Source organism: Kitasatospora sp. GAS204B, from assembly GCF_029892155.1.
Taxonomy (GTDB): Bacteria; Actinomycetota; Actinomycetes; order Streptomycetales; family Streptomycetaceae; genus Kitasatospora.
Window position 1 is genome coordinate 312,489 of record NZ_JARZAG010000005.1, and the last position, 18,474, is coordinate 330,962.

General features: G+C 73.1%; 12 protein-coding genes. 9 read left to right on the forward strand and 3 right to left on the reverse strand.

Annotated features, from left to right (window positions below):
• Window positions 1–129: 129 nt before the first annotated feature.
• The gene (locus P3T41_RS09780; RefSeq protein WP_280689245.1) at window positions 130–639 is read left to right on the forward strand and encodes a universal stress protein; all 510 of its coding nucleotides are present in this window, start codon (window positions 130–132) and stop codon (window positions 637–639) included.
• A gap of 23 nt (window positions 640–662) precedes the next feature.
• Here P3T41_RS09780 and P3T41_RS09785 read toward each other — a convergent pair whose 3' ends face one another.
• Window positions 663–2,462 (reverse strand): FAD-dependent oxidoreductase, encoded by a 1,800-nt coding sequence (locus P3T41_RS09785; RefSeq protein WP_280689246.1) that lies wholly within the window; start codon window positions 2,460–2,462, stop codon window positions 663–665.
• Between the two features lie 291 nt (window positions 2,463–2,753).
• Here P3T41_RS09785 and P3T41_RS09790 point away from each other — a divergent pair, with 291 nt between their 5' ends.
• On the forward strand, window positions 2,754–4,406 hold the full coding sequence (locus P3T41_RS09790) for a beta-1,3-glucanase family protein (protein ID WP_280689247.1): 1,653 nt from the start codon (window positions 2,754–2,756) through the stop codon (window positions 4,404–4,406).
• A 37-nt stretch (window positions 4,407–4,443) separates the two neighbouring features.
• Here the strand turns inward: P3T41_RS09790 and P3T41_RS09795 are convergent, their stop codons facing one another.
• Entirely contained in the window at window positions 4,444–5,307 is an 864-nt protein-coding gene (locus P3T41_RS09795; protein WP_280689248.1) for a GNAT family N-acetyltransferase, read from the reverse strand.
• Between the two features lie 80 nt (window positions 5,308–5,387).
• Complete coding sequence (locus P3T41_RS09800) at window positions 5,388–6,035, reverse strand: response regulator transcription factor (protein WP_280689249.1); 648 nt, start codon at window positions 6,033–6,035, stop codon at window positions 5,388–5,390.
• 666 nt (window positions 6,036–6,701) lie between these two features.
• Here P3T41_RS09800 and P3T41_RS09805 point away from each other — a divergent pair.
• Genes P3T41_RS09805 through P3T41_RS09835 form a run of 7 tightly spaced genes read left to right on the forward strand, consistent with a single transcriptional unit; the run spans window position 6,702 to window position 18,460 of the window.
• Window positions 6,702–7,022, forward strand: coding sequence for a phosphopantetheine-binding protein (locus tag P3T41_RS09805; RefSeq protein ID WP_280689250.1), 321 nt, complete (start codon window positions 6,702–6,704; stop codon window positions 7,020–7,022).
• Window positions 7,012–10,386 (forward strand): amino acid adenylation domain-containing protein, encoded by a 3,375-nt coding sequence (locus P3T41_RS09810; protein ID WP_280689251.1) that lies wholly within the window; start codon window positions 7,012–7,014, stop codon window positions 10,384–10,386. Before P3T41_RS09805 ends, P3T41_RS09810 begins: the two co-directional genes overlap by 11 nt.
• Window positions 10,383–12,530 carry a beta-ketoacyl synthase N-terminal-like domain-containing protein gene (locus P3T41_RS09815; RefSeq protein ID WP_280689252.1) on the forward strand — a complete coding sequence of 716 codons (2,148 nt, stop codon included), beginning with the start codon at window positions 10,383–10,385 and terminating at the stop codon, window positions 12,528–12,530. The genes P3T41_RS09810 and P3T41_RS09815 overlap by 4 nt, the downstream gene beginning before the upstream one ends.
• A complete protein-coding gene (locus tag P3T41_RS09820; protein ID WP_280689253.1) occupies window positions 12,527–15,868 on the forward strand; it encodes an amino acid adenylation domain-containing protein in 3,342 nt (1,113 codons plus the stop codon). The genes P3T41_RS09815 and P3T41_RS09820 overlap by 4 nt, the downstream gene beginning before the upstream one ends.
• A complete protein-coding gene (locus P3T41_RS09825; protein ID WP_280689254.1) occupies window positions 15,865–16,620 on the forward strand; it encodes an alpha/beta fold hydrolase in 756 nt (251 codons plus the stop codon). The genes P3T41_RS09820 and P3T41_RS09825 overlap by 4 nt, the downstream gene beginning before the upstream one ends.
• 51 nt (window positions 16,621–16,671) lie before the next feature.
• On the forward strand, window positions 16,672–16,860 hold the full coding sequence (locus P3T41_RS09830; RefSeq protein ID WP_280689255.1) for an MbtH family protein: 189 nt from the start codon (window positions 16,672–16,674) through the stop codon (window positions 16,858–16,860).
• Between the two features lie 31 nt (window positions 16,861–16,891).
• The gene (locus P3T41_RS09835; protein ID WP_280689256.1) at window positions 16,892–18,460 is read left to right on the forward strand and encodes an amino acid adenylation domain-containing protein; all 1,569 of its coding nucleotides are present in this window, start codon (window positions 16,892–16,894) and stop codon (window positions 18,458–18,460) included.
• Window positions 18,461–18,474: the final 14 nt, after the last annotated feature.

Consider the following 18,474-nt stretch of genomic DNA (forward strand, 5'->3'; position numbering starts at 1 on the left):
GCGCGCGCCGGGGCAGCACGCCAGGGCAGCGCGCCGGGGCAGCGTGCGGGGAGGATCCTGGACGGAGACGGGCTCCCCGGGTCGTCGCCGTGCGACAACCCGCTGCCGGCGAGCCCCCTGGAGGCTCTGATGACCGACAGTCCCGCGCCCGATGCGAAGCGCCCGGTCGCCGAAGGCCCGGTCGCCGTGGGAACGGACGGCTCACCGCCCGCCCGCGAAGCGGTGCTCTTCGCGCTCCGTGAGGCCCAGCTACGCGGCGTCGCCCTGCGGGCCGTGTGCGCCTACGACTACGTGCCGGCCCGGCACACCGGCATGGAGCGGATGGCCTGGCCGGGGACCAGCGGCGGCTACCCGCCGCATCAGTACGATCTCGTCACGCAGGCGGTGGCCGACTCGGTCGCGGAGCTCGCGCGGCAGGTCGGCGGGCCGCCCGTCGAGGTCGAGGTGCGGTGCGAGCTGGGGCGTCCGGCGCAGGTCCTGCTGGAGGGCAGCACGGACGCCTGCCTGCTGGTGGTGGGCACCCGGGGTTCGAGCGCCTGGGGACGCCTGACGCTCGGCTCGACCAGCACCGAGGTCGTCCATCACGCGCACCTCCCGGTCGTGGTGGTGCCGGCCGAGCCGCACGAGGCCCCGGCCTGAGACCGGCTCGCCGACGCCGGGCCTCAGCCCAGGTCGAAGGTGTTGGGCAGGCCGAGCTGGTAGCGCAACTCGTCGACCCGCTTGAGCGGTTCGAGCTCCGGCGGCCGGAACAGGGGCCAGATGCGGCAGCGTTCGGCGGTCGAGCCGTCCGCGTCGAGCAGGGCGTTGACGGCTCGCCTGGCCGACTCGTTGGCCCCCTCCATGGTGGCCAGGTCCACGTCGGTGCGCACGTAGTCGCCGGCCAGGAAGAAGTTGGGGATCGCCGTGGCGGCGGAGGGCCGGTGGTAGAGGGTGCCGGCCGGGTGGATCAGGAGCTGCTCGCGGTTGCGCGGGGTGGGCCCACCGAGGCCGGTGACGGCCGGATCCATGAACCACGAGTGCAGATCCGCATCGTCGAGGAGCACCCGGCCCGCACCGTTGAGCGCGTCCTTGCACTGGGCCCAGGCCTCCTGCGCCACCTGCTCGCGGGTGCACTCCATGGCGGTCCTGCCGGAGAGGATGCCGGGCAGGTTCCACTCGGAGACGCAGATCGACAGGCAGTCGACCACGGTGCCGTCCCCGTAGTCGGCGGGGAAGTCCCGGACGTCCCAGAACTGGGCCTGGTTGACGCTGGTGATCGCCCATGGGGAGTCGATGTAGATGGTGTGCCCGTGGACGATCCGCACCGGCCTCTTCAGGTAGAACTGCACACCGACCATCCAGTCGGTGCGCAGCTCGTCGCAGCGCGCCAACTGCGGGTCGGCGGCGCGGAGTTCCGACCCCCAGGTGACCCGGGCGTGCTCCACCGGAAGAGCCGAGACGTAATGATCGGCGGTGACGGTCCGGGCCGCGCCGCCGTCCGGGGCCGCGACGCGTACGCCGGTGACCCGGCCGTCGCCGTACAGCACTTCCTGTACCTCGGTGCCGAGTTCGAAGACCACGCCGAGCGAGCGCAGCTCGGCCGCCCACGGGTCGATCCAGGCCTCGCTGGTCGGCGCGTTGAGCACCCGGTCGGGCTCGCCGTCCACGCCCCGGCCGAGGATGCCGTCGATGACGAAGGCCTCGAGGATGGTGCGCGCGACGGTCCGGGTGCTGGCCTCCTCCGCCTTGGTGGCGGCCAGGTCGCGGGTCAGGCCGATGCCGAGCAGCCGCTGGTAGTCCTGGGACATCTCGGCGGCCCGGATGAAGTCCCACCAGGGCACCTTCTCCCACTGATCCTCCCGGCGCCGGTCGCAGCTGGTGAGGTGGACCAGGACCCGGCCGGCGAAGTAGGCGACCTCGTCGGCGGGCAGGTGCAGGACGGTGTCGAGCAGACCGGTGACGGTCCGCAGCAGGGCCTCCGGGGCGAGTTCGCTCGGGTCCGGTGGTGCGGTGAGGGTGCGCAGGGGCAGCCGAAGGCCGGGGCGGCCGGCGTTGCGGGCGAGCAGCGCCTCGGTGCCGTTGCGCAGGTTGCCGTGGACCCCGTCGGCATTGCCGCCGAACGGGATCCGGCGCATCGTGTCGGGCAGGTTGCGGTAGAAGCCGGGGAAGAACCGGAAGCCGTGCTCGCCCGGCAGCGGCCGGCGGCCGCCCTGGCCGGTGCCCGGCACGTCCATGCTGCGGGCCTTGCCACCGAGCACCGGGTAGTACTCGTAGACCGTCACCGCGTAGCCGCGCAGGGCGAGTTCATGGGCCGCGCTCAGCCCTGACACGCCACCGCCCAGCACCGCGACGCTGGTTCGGCCGCCACCACCGCCGGCAGCATCAGCAGCAGCCGTTGCCGGTGCGGCCGCGCCCAGGGCGACCGCACCGCCGATGCCGCCGACCTCGGAGAGGAACCGACGCCGTGATCGACTCGCCGTCATGACGATTGACCCCCTGTTGAATCCTGCTGACGTGTCGTCATGTCCAGGGCACAGCCTACGAACCATCGCGACGACGGCGCGCCGGACCGCCCCGGACGTACACCACCCTCACTTGGCGTTCGACTCTTCGCACAGTCGTCCGAGCCGCGGCGGCGGCTCGTGGTCCGGCGGCGTGCCTTGACTTGAGGACGTCAACTGGCCAGAGTGTCAGACCAACCGGACTCGCGGCACTCCCCCACACGCCAGCGCCGCAGCGCCGCCCCCCACCGCCGCCTCCTCCAGGAGGACTCCGTGATCGCTCGCAGGACACTGCTCGGCGCCTCGATGGCCGCTCTCGCGGCTCCCTTGGTGCTCACCGGCACGCAGCGGCGCGCCGCGGCCGCCACGCCGGCCACGCTCACCGTGGACCTGGCCAACAACACCTCCTCGAACACCGTCTACGCCTACGTGCTGGGACTGGACATCGCGCAGGGCAACAGCTGGGCCTTCCTCCAGGCCGACGGCCAGACGCTCTACCACCCGCCTTCCCCGGCCGCCCCCGGGGCCCCGCTCGGCGCCGACTGCGCGATCGCCCTGCCGCCTCCCGGAGCGGCGCCCCGGACCATCGCACTGCCCCGACTCGCCAGCGGGCGGATCTACTTCTCGATCGGCAGCAAGCTGGTGTTCCTGGTCAACCCGGGCCCGGGCATCGCGATGCCGTCGGTGAGCAACCCCACCGACCCGAACATCAACACCGCTTACAGCTTCTGCGAGTTCACCTACGACCAGAGCCAGCTGTACGCCAACATCAGCTTCGTGGACTTCGTCTCGGTGCCGATCTCCTTCAACCTGCAGACGCCGCAGGGCCCCCAGACGGTCCAGGGACTGCCGGCCGGCGGGCTCGATACCGTCTGCTCCGCGCTGCGCGCCCAGGCCACCGCGGACGGCGGCGACTGGGCGAAGCTGATCGTCCAGGACGCCGCGGGGAACAACCTGCGCGCGCTCAGCCCCAACCTGGCCATCGGGTCGAACTCCTCGCTCTTCGCCGGGTACCTCGACGCGTACATCGACCAGGTGTGGCAGCAGTACCAGGGCACCGACCTGGTGGTCGACACCCAGTACACCTGGGGCACCGTCACCGGACGGGTGGGCAACGGGGTGCTGACCTTCCCCGGCGTGGGCAGCTTCACGAAACCGTCCACCGCCGCCGTCTTCAACTGCAGCAGCGCCCCGTTCACCACGGGCAACGACGAGATGGGCAACCTGAGCGCGCGCCTGGCCGCGGCGTTCAACCGCACCACGCTGCTGGCCGATCCGAACCAGCCGGACGGCGAGAACCCGGCCGCCTTCTACACCCAGGCCCGGACCAACCACTACGCGCGCATCCTGCACGCGACCACCACCGACCACCTCGGCTACGCGTTCCCCTACGACGACGTCCACCCGGCAGGCGTGGACTTCGAGGGCAAGGTCCAGTCGGCCACCCCGACCCTGCTCACCATCACCGTCGGCGCGGCCCAGGGCTCCTCCGGCAATCCGCCGCCGGGCGGCACCAGCGCGTTCAGCACCATCAAGGCGGCCGCGCACAGCTCCAACTCGGGTACCCAGACCGAGCCCTGCACCGACGTCGGCGGCGGGCAGGACGTCGGCTGGATCTCCAATGGTGCCTGGCTCGGCTACTCCGGCATCGACTTCGGTGCGACCGGCGCCACCCAGTTCCAGGCGCGGGTGGCCTCGGGCGCGGCCGCCGGGGTCAGCGGGCTGGTCGAAGTCCGGCTCGACAGCGTCACCGCCCCGCCGGTCGCCAGCTTCGCCATCGGCAACACCGGCGGCTGGCAGAGCTGGACCACCGTCCCCGCCAACCTCGCCGCGACCACCGGCGTGCACACCGTCTACCTCACCTTCAGCAGCGGCCAGCCCGCCGACTACGTCAACGTCAACTGGTCCACCTTCGCGGCCGGCTGACGGTAGCGCAGCCAGCCAACGAAACGACCGCTTGCGCTCAGCTCTCCGGTCGCTCGACGAGGTACCAGCCGTCCCGGGCGAACCCGGTGACGGCGCACCGCTCGGCCAGCAGACCCGCGAGCACCTCGCGCAGCGCGTGGCGCCAGTCACGCGCTGCGCGGGGGTCGCGCCGGCGCAGCGCCTCGATGTCCGGCGGGACGCGGACCAGCAGGGTGTCGCCGTCCGGTCGCCCGGCGGTCGGGCGGCCGCGCTCGTCCATGTCCAGGGCGACCACCGCACGGGACCGCAGCCCGTCCGGCTCGATGGTGTGCGGCCGTCCCGCGCAGGCCAGTTCGACCCGCTCGGCGGCCAGCTCCCAGCGGACCAGCAGCCGGTCCGAGGCGTCGCCGGCGTTCACCTCGTCCTGCATCGGGCCGTAGAAATCGGCGAGGTACTCGGCCGGGAGCGCGCCGAGCTTGGCCAGGTTGAAGTAGGCGTTGCGGCTGACCAGCGGGTCGTAGGTCCAGGTGATGGTGGCGATCGAGCGCTCCAACGCCCAGGCGCGCTGGTGCAGTTTGACGGCGTAGCCGATGCTGCGGCCGCGGGTGCCGCCCTCGACGGCGGCGACGTGCGAGTGCAGGCCGACCGTGGCGAGCAGGCCCAGGCAGGTGCCGATCAGCCGGTCGTCCTGGTGGACGCCGGCCACGTAGCTGCCCGAGTGGGCCAGGACCAGCAGCAGTTCGGGCGTGATCATGGTGCCCCCGGGCGTGGTGGGCGGCCAGACCTGGTCCAGCAGCGCGCCGGCCTCGGCCAGCGTGTCGAGGTCGTGCAGCTCGCGGATGGTCACCCCGGCCGCACGGGCGGCGCGCTCGGCGGCGGCGCGCGCAGTGGGCAGCGCGGTCGGGTCGGGGCTCGGGTTCATCTCGGCTCCTTGCGCAGTTCGGTGACCAGGGCCGTCGCCCATCCTGTGCCGGTCGGTCTCAGGCTGCCCGCGCACCGCGCTCAGATCACCCCGGCGCGCAGGGCGTAGACCACGGCGTGGGTGCGGTTGCGCAGGCCGAGCCGGGTGACCACGCCGTGCACGATGCTCTTCACCGTGCGCTCGGAGTAACTGAGCTTCGCGGAGATCTGCTTGGTGCTCAAGCCCTCCGCCAGCAGGCGCAGCACCTCGACCTCCCGGTCGGCCAGACCGGCGATGTTCAGGCCGGCCGGCACCAGCGTCCGGTCCCGGATCGCCCTGATGTGGGTGATCAGCGCCTGCTGCACGCCCGCCGAGGACTCCCCGCCCCCGGCGCCGGCCTCCAGGACGGCGCGCTTGATGTCGTCGAAGCCGCTCTCCTGCCGGTTCAGGTAACTCACCAGGCCCAGGTCGATGGCCCGCAGCATCTGGTGCTCCGGAAACTCGTGCGCGACCAGCACCAGCGGCAGGGGCCGGTCCGTCGCCTCGACCTGGACGCGTTCCACCCGCGACAGCGTGTCACTGGTGACCTCGGTCGCCAGTACCAGCAGCACATCGGCGGGATGGCGCCAGGTCCAGTAGCTGGCGGTGATGTCCTTGCACGAGGAGAGCCACCAGACGGCCCCCTCGCCGGTCACCGGATCATTCGCGAGAACCGCCACCGTGACGGATTTCACGGCCTTGTCAGTCATCAGCTGCCCCCCGGCCACGCGCTGGCTCCAATTCCCTGCACGGGAATTCCCCGAGAACCCCGTGCAGTTTGTCGGCATCACTCCGACTCCGCTCCCCCGCACACTGCCATTATGCGCCACTTCGGTCTCATCTCTGACGCCCCGTTACGGATCGTGATTCGCCAAGGACTCCTGCCGCGACGATCTCCGGACACTTCGTCAGGAGACGATAGTCCGGCAACTGATGACACGGACTCAGGTGCGTAGTGCGTTGCACCGATGGCCGGAAAGGGCCGAGAAGGGCCGAGAAAGGCCGGAAAGGGCCGCTGCGGGCGGCGCCCCCGGGCCTGCGGCCGTCGGGCCCCGCCGGGTGGCTGCACCAAGGGGCAGCACCATCAGCCGTGCCCGAACTGCCCGAAGAGGCAGAATCCGGCGCCGCCCGGCCGAGCAGGCAGGACGGCCGAGACCGCATCGTGATCATCCCCCGGGCCCAGCGCGTTTCACGCCGTCGCAGCCCCAAAGTGCGACGCTCCCCGCCCCAAGGGGCGGCACGCCTTGCGTTCCGTCTCCGGTGCCGTTCATCTTGGGATCGGCCCCGAAACCGCGCCGAGAGCGCGAAGGTCCCTGCAGCAGGCCCGAATTGAACCCCTTCCACCAATGCTTCGGACAGAGAGGAAGCCTGCGGCCATGACCCTCCACGGGATATCGACGGACAACGCGGCGCAGCAGCCGCCACAAACACCGATCGCCTGCGATTCGCTGGACGAACTGCGGATCGTCATCACCGGCATCTGGCAGGATGTGCTGCGCCTGGACGGCCTCACCCCCGACGACGACTTCTTCGAGCTGGGCGGCCATTCGCTGACCGCTTCGCAGGTGATCTCCCGAATGCGGCAGACGCTGCGGGTGGAGGTGCCGCTGGCGGCCTTCTTCGACCACCCGACCGTCGCCGAACTGGCGGCCTTCACGGCGGCTCGACGGGCCGAGGCGGACCCCGGTGTCCAGTAGCCCGCAGCCCGAGCGCTCGTCCCGGTCCCACGTCTCGCCCCAGGCCGACCTCACGTCCCAGTCCGACCTCACGTCCCAGCTCTCGCCGCTCTCCGCCGCGCAGCAGCGGCTCTGGTTCTTCTGGCAGCTGCGCCCGCGGAGCAGCGAGTACAACGTGCCCAAGGCCACCCGGCTGCGCGGCCCGCTCGACCTGCCCGCGCTGGCAGCGGCCCTCACCCGGCTGACCGAGCGGCACAGCCTGCTGCGCGCCACCTTCCCCACCGTGGACGGCACGCCGATGCTGCGGATCGCGCCGGCCGTCACCGTGCCGCTGCCCGTCACCGACCTGACCGACCTGCCCGCCCCGGCCCGCGAACGCGCGCTGGGCGAGGCGGTGGACCGGCTGGCGCTGGGGCCGTTCGACCTGCTGCACGGCCCGGTGTTCCGGGCCGGGCTGATCCGGCTGGCGGCCGAGGAGCACGTGCTGGTGCTCGCCTTCCACCACATCGTGGTGGACGGGTGGTCGCTGGGCATCATCGAGCGCGATCTGGCGGGCGAGTACACCGCCGCGCTCGACGGCAACCCTCGACTGCCCACGACGCCCACACCCACGTACGACTACCGGGACTACGCGGCCGACGAGCGGCGGATGCTGGCCGGCCCGCGCCGGGCCGAGGCGATGGCCTACTGGCGGCGGCAGCTGGCCGACGCGCCCGCCCAGCTCCAGCTGCCGACCGACTGGCCCCAGCCACGGGTGCCGAGCAATGCCGGCGATGTCCGCTCCTTCCTGCTGCCGCCCCAACTCGCCCAGCAGGCACAGGCCTTGGGCCGCAAGAAGCGGGTCACCAAGTTCGTCGTGCTGCTCAGCGCCTACGCCGCGCTGCTCGCCCGGCTGACCGCCGCCAAGGAGGTGGTGATCGGCGTGCCGGTCAGCGGCCGCACCTCGCTGGAGGTCGAAGGGGTGGTCGGGCTCTTCGTCAACATGCTGCCGCTGCGGGTGCGGGTGCGCCCCGGCCTGACCTTCGCCGAGCTGCTGCCCCAGGTGCGCGACACCTTCCTGGCCGGTCACGAGTACCAGGACCTGCCCTTCCAGCAGGTGGTCGAGGAACTGGCGCCCGAGCGGCAGACCTCGCGCCACCCGATCTTCCAGAGCGTCTTCACCTACGAGGACCAGAGCGGCGCCGAGTCCGGAATGCCGGGGCTGACCGCGAGCCCGGTGCCGATCCGGATCGAGACCGCGAAGTTCGAGCTGACCCTGCACGTGGCCTTCGACGCCGAGCGGGCCGAAGGCTGGATGGGCTACCAGAGCGACCTGTTCGAGCCGCGCACCGCCGAGTTGCTGGGCGAGCGGTACCTGCGGCTGCTGACGGCGGCGCTGGCCGCACCGGACGCGCCGCTCGACCGGCTGCCGCTGCTGGGCCCGCAGGAGGAGCGGACCGTGCTGGCCGGCGCGCTCCAACCGCCGCCGCCCGCCGCCGAGTGCGTGCACCGGCTGGTGGCGCGCCGGGCGAGCGAGCAGCCGACGGCCGTCGCGGTGCGCACCGCCGAGCGCGCCCTGAGCTACGCCGAACTCGACCGTCAGGCCGACCTGGTGGCGGCGCGCCTGCGGGCCGCCGGGGCCCGGCCCGGTGCCCTGGTGGCAACCTGCCTGCCGCGCGGCCCGGAGCTGGTGATCGCCGAACTCGGCGTCCTGAAGAGCGGCGCCGCCTATCTGCCACTCGATCCGGCCAACCCGCCGGGCCGGTTGGCCGCCGTGCTGGACGAGGCGTGCCCGCTGGCCGTTCTGACGGATCGTCAGCATCCGGAACTGCCGGACACCGTACGGATCCTCACGCTCGACGAGCTGCTCGACGACGCCGACACCGACACCGGCCTCGGGTCCGCCGACGCCCGGCCCGCGCCGCAGGCCGGCGCCGGCGACCTCGCGTACGTCATCTACACCTCGGGCTCGACCGGCCGGCCCAAGGGTGTGATGATCGAGCACCGGGCGCTGGCCAACCTGGTCGCCTGGCACCACCGGGAGTTCGCACCGGCGCCCGGCGACCGCGGCACGCTGATCGCCGCCCCGGGCTTCGACGCCTCGGCCTGGGAGATCTGGCCCACCCTGGCCGCCGGCGCGACACTCGAAGTGCCGGACACCGCAACCGTGTTGTCACCGCGCGAGCTGACCGACTGGCTGGTGGAGCGCGAGGTGAGCAGTTGCTTCCTGCCCACCCCGCTGGTCGAACTGATCACCGCAGTCCCCTGGCCCGCCGAGCGCGCCCCTCGCGTGGTGCTGACCGGCGGCGACCGCCTGCACGGCCTCGGGCAACAGGAGTTGCCGTTCCGACTGGTGAACAACTACGGCCCGACCGAGAGCACGGTGGTCGCCACCTCGGGGACGGTCACCACCGATCCCCTGCAACGCGGCGCACTGCCGGACATCGGCCACCCGATCGCGGGCGTCGAAGCCTACGTGCTGGACGACCGGTTGCACCCGGTGCCGATCGGCCTGCCCGGCGAGCTGTACCTGGGCGGGGTCGCGCTCGCCCGCGGCTACCTGGGCCGGTCCGACCTGACCGCCGACCGCTTCGTCCCGCACCCCTACGGCCACACCCCTGGGGCCAGGCTCTACCGCACCGGCGACCTGGTGCGCCGCCGCACCGACGGCACCCTCGACTTCCTGGGCCGCAACGACCAGCAGTTGAAGCTGCGCGGTTTCCGGATCGAGGCCGGCGAGATCGAGAACGTCCTGCGCGCCCACCCCGGCGTGCGCGACGCCATCGTGGCCCTGGTGCCCGCCGGGCCGGACGGCGCCGAACCGGCGCTGACCGCCTACCTGGTGCTCGCCGACCCCGCCGCCCCGCCCGACCGGGCGGAGCTGCACGAGCGAGTGGGCCGTCAGCTGCCGAGCTACATGCGGCCGCACGACTACCGGGTGCTGCCCGCGCTGCCGTTGACCGGCAACGGCAAGGTCGACCGTGCCGCGCTGGCCGGGCAGGGCCTGCCGCTGCCCGCCGGCGCCGCGCCCGAGCCCGGCATCCGCACGCCGCTGGAGCAGCGGATCGGCGAGGTCTGGGCGCAGGCACTGGGCCACCGGGAGTTCGGCACCCAGGACAACTTCTTCGACATCGGCGGCCACTCCCTGCTGCTGGCCACCGTCCGCGAGGCGCTGGCCCGGGAGTTGGACCGCGAGCTGAGCATCCTCACGCTCTTCGAGCACCCCACCATCGCCGCGCTGGCCCGCCGGCTGGACGCTGCCGCGCCGGTCGCGGCAGGCGCCGCGGTGGCCGCGAGCCCGACGGGTGACGCCGCCCAGCGCGCGCGACGCGGCACCGCCCGGCTGAAGGCGCTGCGGGCCCAGAGCCGGCGCCCCGCACCCACTGTTGAAAGGACGGACTCATGACCGACACGGACCACGACAGTGGCAACGAGAGCGGCAACGACACACACCTGGCCATCATCGGCCTGGCCTGCCGGTTCCCCGGCGCCTCGACGCCCGAGGAGTACTGGGACAACCTGGTGGCCGGCGTGGACTCGGTGCGCCCCTTCACCGCCGAGGAGTTGCGGGTCTGGGGCCACGACCCGGCCGCGCTGGACGACCCGCGCTACGTGCCGATGCACGGAAGCGTCGACGGCGTAGGGGAGTTCGACGCCGACTTCTTCCAGTTCTCCACCCGCGACGCCACCCTGCTCAACCCGCAGCACCAGCTCTTCCTGGAGTGCGCCTGGGAGGCGCTGGAGCGGGCGGGCTACGACCCGCGCAACACTCCCGGCACGGTCGGCGTCTACGCCGGCGCCGGGCGCAACGGCTACGCCGCGCTGGTGCGGGACCAGGCCGACCGCTTCCCCGGGGTGGACGACCTCGCGCTGACCATCGCCAACGAGCCCGAGCACCTGGCCACCCGGGTCTCCTACAAGCTCGGACTGACCGGGCCCAGCATGGCGGTGCTGACGGCCTGTTCGAGCTCGCTGGTCGCCGTCCACGAGGCCGGCCGGGCGCTGCTGGCCGGCGACTGCGACCTGGCGCTCGCGGGCGGGGTGACGCTGCGCCTGCCGCGCTCCGGCTACCGCTACCTGGAGGGTGGCACGATGTCCCCCGACGGCCACTGCCGCACCTTCTCGGCGGACGCCAAGGGCATCGTCGGCGGTGACGGGGCGGGCGTCGTGGTGCTGCGCCGGCTGCAGGACGCGCTGGACGACGGCGATCACGTGCACGCCGTGATCCGGGGCACCGCTGTGAACAACGACGGCCACCAGCGGGCCGGCTTCACCGCGCCCGGGGTGCACGGCCAGCGCGAGGTGATCCGCCTGGCGCACGCGGCGGCCGAGGTGAGCCCCGCCGACATCTCGTACGTCGAGGCGCACGGCACCGGCACCCCGGTCGGCGACCCGATCGAGGTCGCCGCCCTGACCGAGGCGTTCGGCGACGACGGCGGCGATCAACTGCCCGCCGGCTCCGTGCTGCTGGGCTCGGTCAAGACCAACATCGGGCATACCGACACCGCCGCCGGGGTGGCCAGCCTGATCAAGACCGCGCTGGCGCTGCAGCACCGGACCATCCCGGCGACCCTGCACTTCACGGGCCCGAACCCGGTGATCGACTTCGCCGCCGGCCCGTTCGCCGTGAACACCGAACGCCGTGCCTGGGACACCGGCGCGCTGCCGCGCCGGGCCGGCGTCAGCTCCTTCGGCATCGGCGGCACCAACGCCCACCTGGTACTGGAGGAGGCGCCGCAGGACGCGGCGGCCGGTGCGCCGGACGGGCGCGGCCAGCTGCTGGTGCTCTCCGCCCGGACCCCGACCGCGCTGGCCGCGATGGCCGGCCGACTGGCCGAACACCTGCGCCAGCGGCCCGACTTGCCGCTGGCCGACGTCGCCTGGACGCTGCAGACCGGGCGGCACGCGTTCGCGCACCGGCGGTACGTGGTCTGCGGTGACCACGCGCAGGCCATCGCGGCGCTCACTGCGGCGGCGGCGCGGGCCGAATCCGGCGAGGGTGCGGGCGAGATCGGCCGGCTGCTCGACCAGCTCGACCTGGCTGCCGGGGAGGCGGAACGCGCCGTGCTGCTCGACGCGTTGGGGCGGCGCTGGCAGGACGGGGCGGCGATCGACTGGACCCGCCTGCACGGCGCCGCGCGCCGGCGCCGGGTGCCGCTGCCCAGCTACCCGTTCGAGCGGCGGCACCACCTGGTCCAGCCTGAGCCCTTCGCCGGGCTGCCGAGCACCGGGCTGCCCGAGGAGTCGCCTGAAAGTCTGCCGCAGGCACCGCAGGCCGCCGGCTCCGTCACGGACCGGCTCGCGGTGCTCTTCGCCAAGGTCCTGGGCGATAGCGAGGAGCCCGCCGGGCGTGACTTCTTCGAGCTGGGCGGCGACTCGCTCACCGCCGTGCAGCTGTTCTCGCTGGTCGAGGACGAGTTCGGGGTGGCCCCGCCGCTGGAGGCGATCTTCGATCACCCGACCGTCCCCGAATTCGCCACCGTGATCGTCGAGTTGCTCGCCACCCTGCAGGCCACCGAGGCCGGCAGCTCCACCCGGGAGACCGCGTGACGTACACCGGGACCGAGACCGCGGCCAGGGTCGCGCCGACCTCGTTCGCCCAGCGGCGACTGTGGTTCCTGGACCACTTCACCGGCGGCAACAGCGCCTACAACCTGGTCTCCGCGCTGCGCCTGCGCGGCCCGCTCGACACCGGCGCGCTGCACCGCTCGCTTCAGCACCTGGTGGTCCGGCACGAGAGCCTACGCACCACCTTCGAGCTGGCGGACGGCGAACCTCGCCAGCGGATCGCCGCCGAACTCGAACTCGCCCTGCCGCTCACCGACCTGCGCGGCGCCCCCGCCGACGAGCGGGTCACCCGGGCCACCGCGCTGGTCGAGGCGGACACGCTGCGCGAGTTCGACCTCGCGCGGGGCCCGCTGATCCGAACCGCCCTGCTGCGGCTGGACGATGAGGACCACGTGCTGGCGGTGATCTGCCACCACACCATCAGCGACGGCTGGTCGATGGGACGGTTCCACCTGGAGCTGTCCGCCCTCTACGCCGCCCACCGCAGCGGCGCCGATCCACAACTGCCGCCATTGCCCATGCAGTTCGGTGAGTACGCCGAGCGTGAGCGAGCCGCGCTGCTCGGTGAGGAGGCCGGGCGCGCGCTGGCTCGGCTGCGCGAGCGGCTGGCCGGCGCCCCGACCGCGCTGGAACTGCCGACCAGCTACACCCGCCCCGCCGTCCAGGGCTACGCCGGCGCGACCCACGACCTGCCGCTGGACGCCGAGTTGTGGCAGCGGGTGCTGGCCACCGCCCGCCAACACCGGGTCACCCCGTTCATGACCCTGCTCGCCGCCTACGCCCTGCTGCTCTCCCGGCTCTCCGGCACGCGGGACCTGGTGATCGGCAGCCCCTCGGCCGGCCGCACCAGCTCCGCCGTGGAACCGCTGATCGGCATGTTCGTCAACACCCTGCCGCTGCGCGTCGACCTGTCCGGCGAGCCCACCTTCGCCGAGTTGCTGACCCGCACCCGTCGCACCGCGCTGGCCGCCTTCACCGACCAGGGCGTGCCGTTGGATCAACTGGTGACCGCCCTGCGGCTGGACCGCGCCGCCAGCCACGACCCGCTCTTCCAGACCATGTTCGCGCTCCAGCAGCCGCTGACCGTACCGGAGTTGGCGGAGCTGGCGGTCGAGGTGCTGCCGGTCCGGCCGCCGACCACGTTCACCGATCTCTGGCTGGAGATCCGTCCGCTCGGCGGCCCGGCACAGCTCGACGGCGATGCGCAGGACGGCGGTGCGCTGGCCACCTTCCGGTACCGGACCGAGCTGTTCGACGCGGCGAGCGTGGCGCGGATGGCCGAGCAGTACCGGAACCTGCTGGACGCCGCGCTCGCCGCGCCCGAGACCAAGGTGGCCGACCTCTCGCTGTTGAGCGAGCGGCAGGCCGAGCAGATCCTGCACGAGTGGAGCCGCAGCGCCGAACCGCACCCGTGGGACGGGCCGGTGCACGAGCTGATCGATCGTCAGATCGACCGCACGCCCGAGCGCAGCGCCGTGCTCTTCGAGGGCACCGAGCTGAGCTATGCGCAACTGGCCGGCCGGACCGAGCTGATCGGCGCCCACCTGGCCCAACAGGGCGCCCGGGCAGGAGCGGTGGTGGCACTCTGCCTGCCGCGCGGCCTGGACCTGGTGCCCGCGATCCTGGCCGTGCTGCGCGGCGGCGGCGCCTACCTGCCGCTGTCACCCGAGGATCCGCCGGGCCGGCTGGCCAAGCTGGCCCGCCTGTCGGGCGCCACCCACGTGCTGACCACCACCGAACTCGCCGAGGCCTTCGCCGGGTCCGTGGTGCCGGTACTGGCCGTCGACACCCTCACCGCGCCCGCCGAGGCAGCCGAGCCGGCGCCGGTCGGCCCGGACGACCTCGCCTACGTCATCTACACCTCCGGCTCCACGGGGGAGCCCAAGGCGGTGGGCGTGCCGCACGGCGGGCTGGCCAACCGGGTGCACGCCATGCAGGACTCGCAGCGCCTCACCCCCGCCGACCGCGTCCTGCAGAAGACCCCGTACACCTTCGACGTGTCCGTCCAGGAGTTGCTCTGGCCGCTCACCGCCGGCGCCACGCTGGTGATGGCCGCGCCGGGCGGCCACCGCGACCCCGGCTACCTGGTCGACCTGATCGAGCGGGAGGCGGTCACCACCGTGCACTTCGTGCCGCCGATGCTGGAGGCCTTCCTGGACGAGCCCGACCTGCACCGGTGCGCCTCGCTGCGGCGCGTGTTCTGCAGCGGCCAGGCGCTGCCCGCCCAGCTGGTGGACCGCTGCCTGAGCCGGCTTTCGGTGCGGCTGTTCAACTTCTACGGACCCACCGAGGCCTCGATCGAGGTCACCGAGTGGCAGTGCCCGCCGCTGGACGCGACCGGACCCGGCGCCGCTCGTCAGGCCCGGGTACCGATCGGACGCCCGATCGCCGGTGTGGACGTCTACGTGCTGGACGACCAGTTGCGCCCGGTCCCGGTCGGGGTGCCCGGCGAGCTGTACCTGGGCGGGGTCGCGCTGGCCCGCGGCTACCTGGGCCGGCCCGAGCTGACCGCCGACCGCTTCGTCCCGCACCCCCACAGCCGCACCCCGGGAGCCCGGCTCTACCGCACCGGCGACCTGGTGCGCTGGCGGGCCGACACCACCATCGAGTACCTGGGCCGCAACGACCACCAGCTCAAGGTCCGCGGGTTCCGGATCGAGCCCGGCGAGATCGAGAACGTGCTGCGCGCCCAGCCCGAGGTGCAGGAGGCGCTGGTCACCACCACGCCGGCCGGCACCCCCGGCGCCGAACCGGTGCTGACCGCCTACCTGGTGCTCACCCCGCCCGGGGCGGCCGCGGTCGGGGCGGCCACGGTCGGGACGGTCGCAGTCGGGGCGGCCGCGGTCGGGACGGTCGCAGTCGGGGCGGCCGCGGTCGAGACGGCCGCAGTCGAGACGGCCGCAGTCGAGCAGCGGGAGTTGACCACCGTCCTGCGCGAGCGGCTGCGCGACCAGCTGCCCAGGCACCTGGTCCCCGGCCACCTGGTCCTGCTGCCCCGGTTCCCGCTCAACTCCAGCGGCAAGGTCGACCGGGCCGCGCTGCCGCTGCCCCAGCAGGAGAACGGCCACGACCACGAGCGACTGGTCGAGCCGCGCGACGCGCTGCAGCGCACGCTGGCCGGGATCTGGAGCCAAGTGCTGGGCCGGCCGCTGATCGGCGTGGACGAGGACTTCTTCGAGATCGGCGGCGACTCGCTGAAGAGCATCCAGGTGGTCCACCGCGCCCGCGAGGCCGGGCTGACCCTCGGTGTCAGCGCGATCTTCCAGCACCCCACCATCGAGGAGCTGGCCCAGCGCCTGCGGCAGGAGAGTGCCCGGTGAAGAGCCGCTGGCTGCTGCGCTTCCCGCCGCGCCCCGAAGCGCGGGTGCGCCTGCTCTGCCTGCCGGGCGCCGGCGCGGCCGCCGCGATGTACCGCTCCTGGAGCGAGCTGCTGCCGGCCGACCTGGAGGTCTGCGCGGTCCAGTTGCCCGGTCGCGGGGCTCGGCTGCGCGAGGCGCTGTACACCGCGATGGACCCGCTGGTCGACGCGCTGACCGAGGCCGTGCTGGCCGAACCCGCGCTGCCCACCGTGGTCTTCGGCCACAGCCTCGGCTCGCTGGTCGGGTTCGAGCTGGCGAGCCGGCTCACGGACTCGGCGACCCACGCGCCCAGCGCGCTGGTGGTGGCCGCGCACCGGGCCCCGCGGCTGGGCAGCGCGGGCCTGCCGTACCACCGGCTGGCGGACGCGGACCTGGCGAAGGTGATGGTCGGCCTCGGCGGGACACCCGAAGAGGTGCTGGCACGGCCCGAGTTGCTGCGGCTGGCGCTGCCCTCGATCCGTGCCGACTTCGAACTCGACTACACCTACCGCTACCGGGAGCGCCCGGCGCTGCCGATCCCGATCAGGGTCTTCGGCGGCCTGGGCGACACCACCGTCGCCGAACCCGAACTCGCCGCCTGGCGCGAGCACACCAGTGCCGGGTTCAGCCTGCGGATGCTGCCCGGCGACCACTTCTTCCCCACCGGCGCCAGCGGCGTCGACCTGCTCGCCCAACTCGGCGAGCTGGCCTCGGACCTGCTCCAGCACGCCTGACCGGACCTCCAGACCGGACCTCCAAAAACTCAGCACGAGAAGGATCACGACATGTTCGAGGATGGCGACGACCGCCAGTACCTCGTGGTGCGCAACCACGAGGAGCAGTACTCCATCTGGCCCGAGGGCCGGGAGCTGCCGGCCGGCTGGACGGGCGTCGGCGTGACGGGCGACAAGGCGGCTTGCCTGGCCCACATCAGGGAGACCTGGACCGACCAGCGCCCGCTCAGCGTCCGTTAGCCGACCCCGAAGAGGAGTGGAGAACAGCACCGTGCAGTCAGAACTCTGCCTTCACCAGATATTCGCCCAGCAGGTCGAGCTCCGGCCCGACGCTCCGGCCGTCTGCGACGCCGACGAGGAACTGACGTACCGTCAACTCGACGAACGAGCCGCCCGGCTGGCGGCGGCGATCCTGCGCGAGACCTCGGGGCCCGGCGCCCGGGTCGGCCTGCACCTGCGGCGCGGCAACGCGGTGGTGGTCGCGATCCTGGCCACGCTGAAGGCGGGCTGCGCCTATGTCCCGCTCGACCCGTCCTACCCGGCCGAGCGCGTGCAGTACATGGCTGACGATGCGTCAGTCGAGCTGATCCTGACGGACTCCGGCAGCGAGGCCACCGCCCCGGCGGCGCGGCGGGTACTCGGCATCGGCTCGAGCAGTTGGGCGGCCGAGCTGCCGCGCGCGGCCGAGGCGGCGGTGACCCCGCAGGTGCCGGCCTACGTGATCTACACCTCCGGGTCCAGCGGCACCCCCAAGGGTGTCGAGGTCTCGCACCGCAACGTCACGGCGCTGCTGGCGGCCTGCGACCAGCTGGTGACGGTCGACGACAGCGATGTGTGGACGCTCTTCCACTCGTACTGCTTCGACTTCTCCGTCTGGGAGTTGTGGGGTGCCCTCGCGCACGGCGGGAAGCTCGTGGTGGTCTCCGCCGAGGCCGCCCGGTCCCCCGAGGCGATGCTGGAGCTGCTCCGCGCCGAGCGGGTGACGGTGCTCAACCAGGTCCCCTCGGTCTTCCGCTACCTCTCCCGGGCCGGCACCGCCCCGGGCGCCCAGGGGGTGCCCTCGCTGCGCTACGTGATCTTCGGCGGCGAGGTGGTGGACGTCGACGCGGTCCGCGAATGGCGCCAAGTGCACGGCACGGCCACCGAGTTCGTCAACATGTACGGCATCACCGAGACCACCGTCTTCTCCACCGGCCGCACGCTGCTGCCGGCCGAGATCGACGTGCCGGTCGGCTCGCCGGCGCCGGCCGGCGCCGCCGACCCCGCGCTCAACATCGGCCTGCCGCTGGACGGCTTCGAGCTGGCCGTGCTCACCCCGGAGGGCCGCCCCGTCGCACCCGGCGAGATCGGCGAGATCCACCTGGCCGGTGAGCAGTTGGCGATCGGCTACCTGGACCGCCCGAAGCTGACCGCCGAGCGCTACCCGGTGCTGGCACTGCCGGGCCGCCAGCCCCGCCGGTACTACCGCAGCGGCGACCTCGCGGTGCTGCGGGCCGACGGCGCCCTCGAGTACGCCGGACGCGCGGACGACCAGGTGAAGATCAACGGCTACCGGATCGAGATCGGCGAGGTCGAGTCGGCGCTGCGCGGGGCACCCGGGGTCGGCGACCTGGTGGTGGTGCCCGCCACCAGTCGCGTCGGCGAGCGGATGCTGGTGGCCTTCTACACCGCCCCGGACGGCGGGCTGGCAGCCGACGGCCTGGCGGAGCGGCTGACCAGCCACGCCCGGGCCGCGCTGCCCGCCTTCATGGTGCCCGGACGGTTCGTCAACGTGCCCTCGCTGCCGCTGAGTCCCTCCGGGAAGACCGACAAGCGCGCGCTCGCCGAGCAACTGCGCTAGCCCACCGCCAGAGG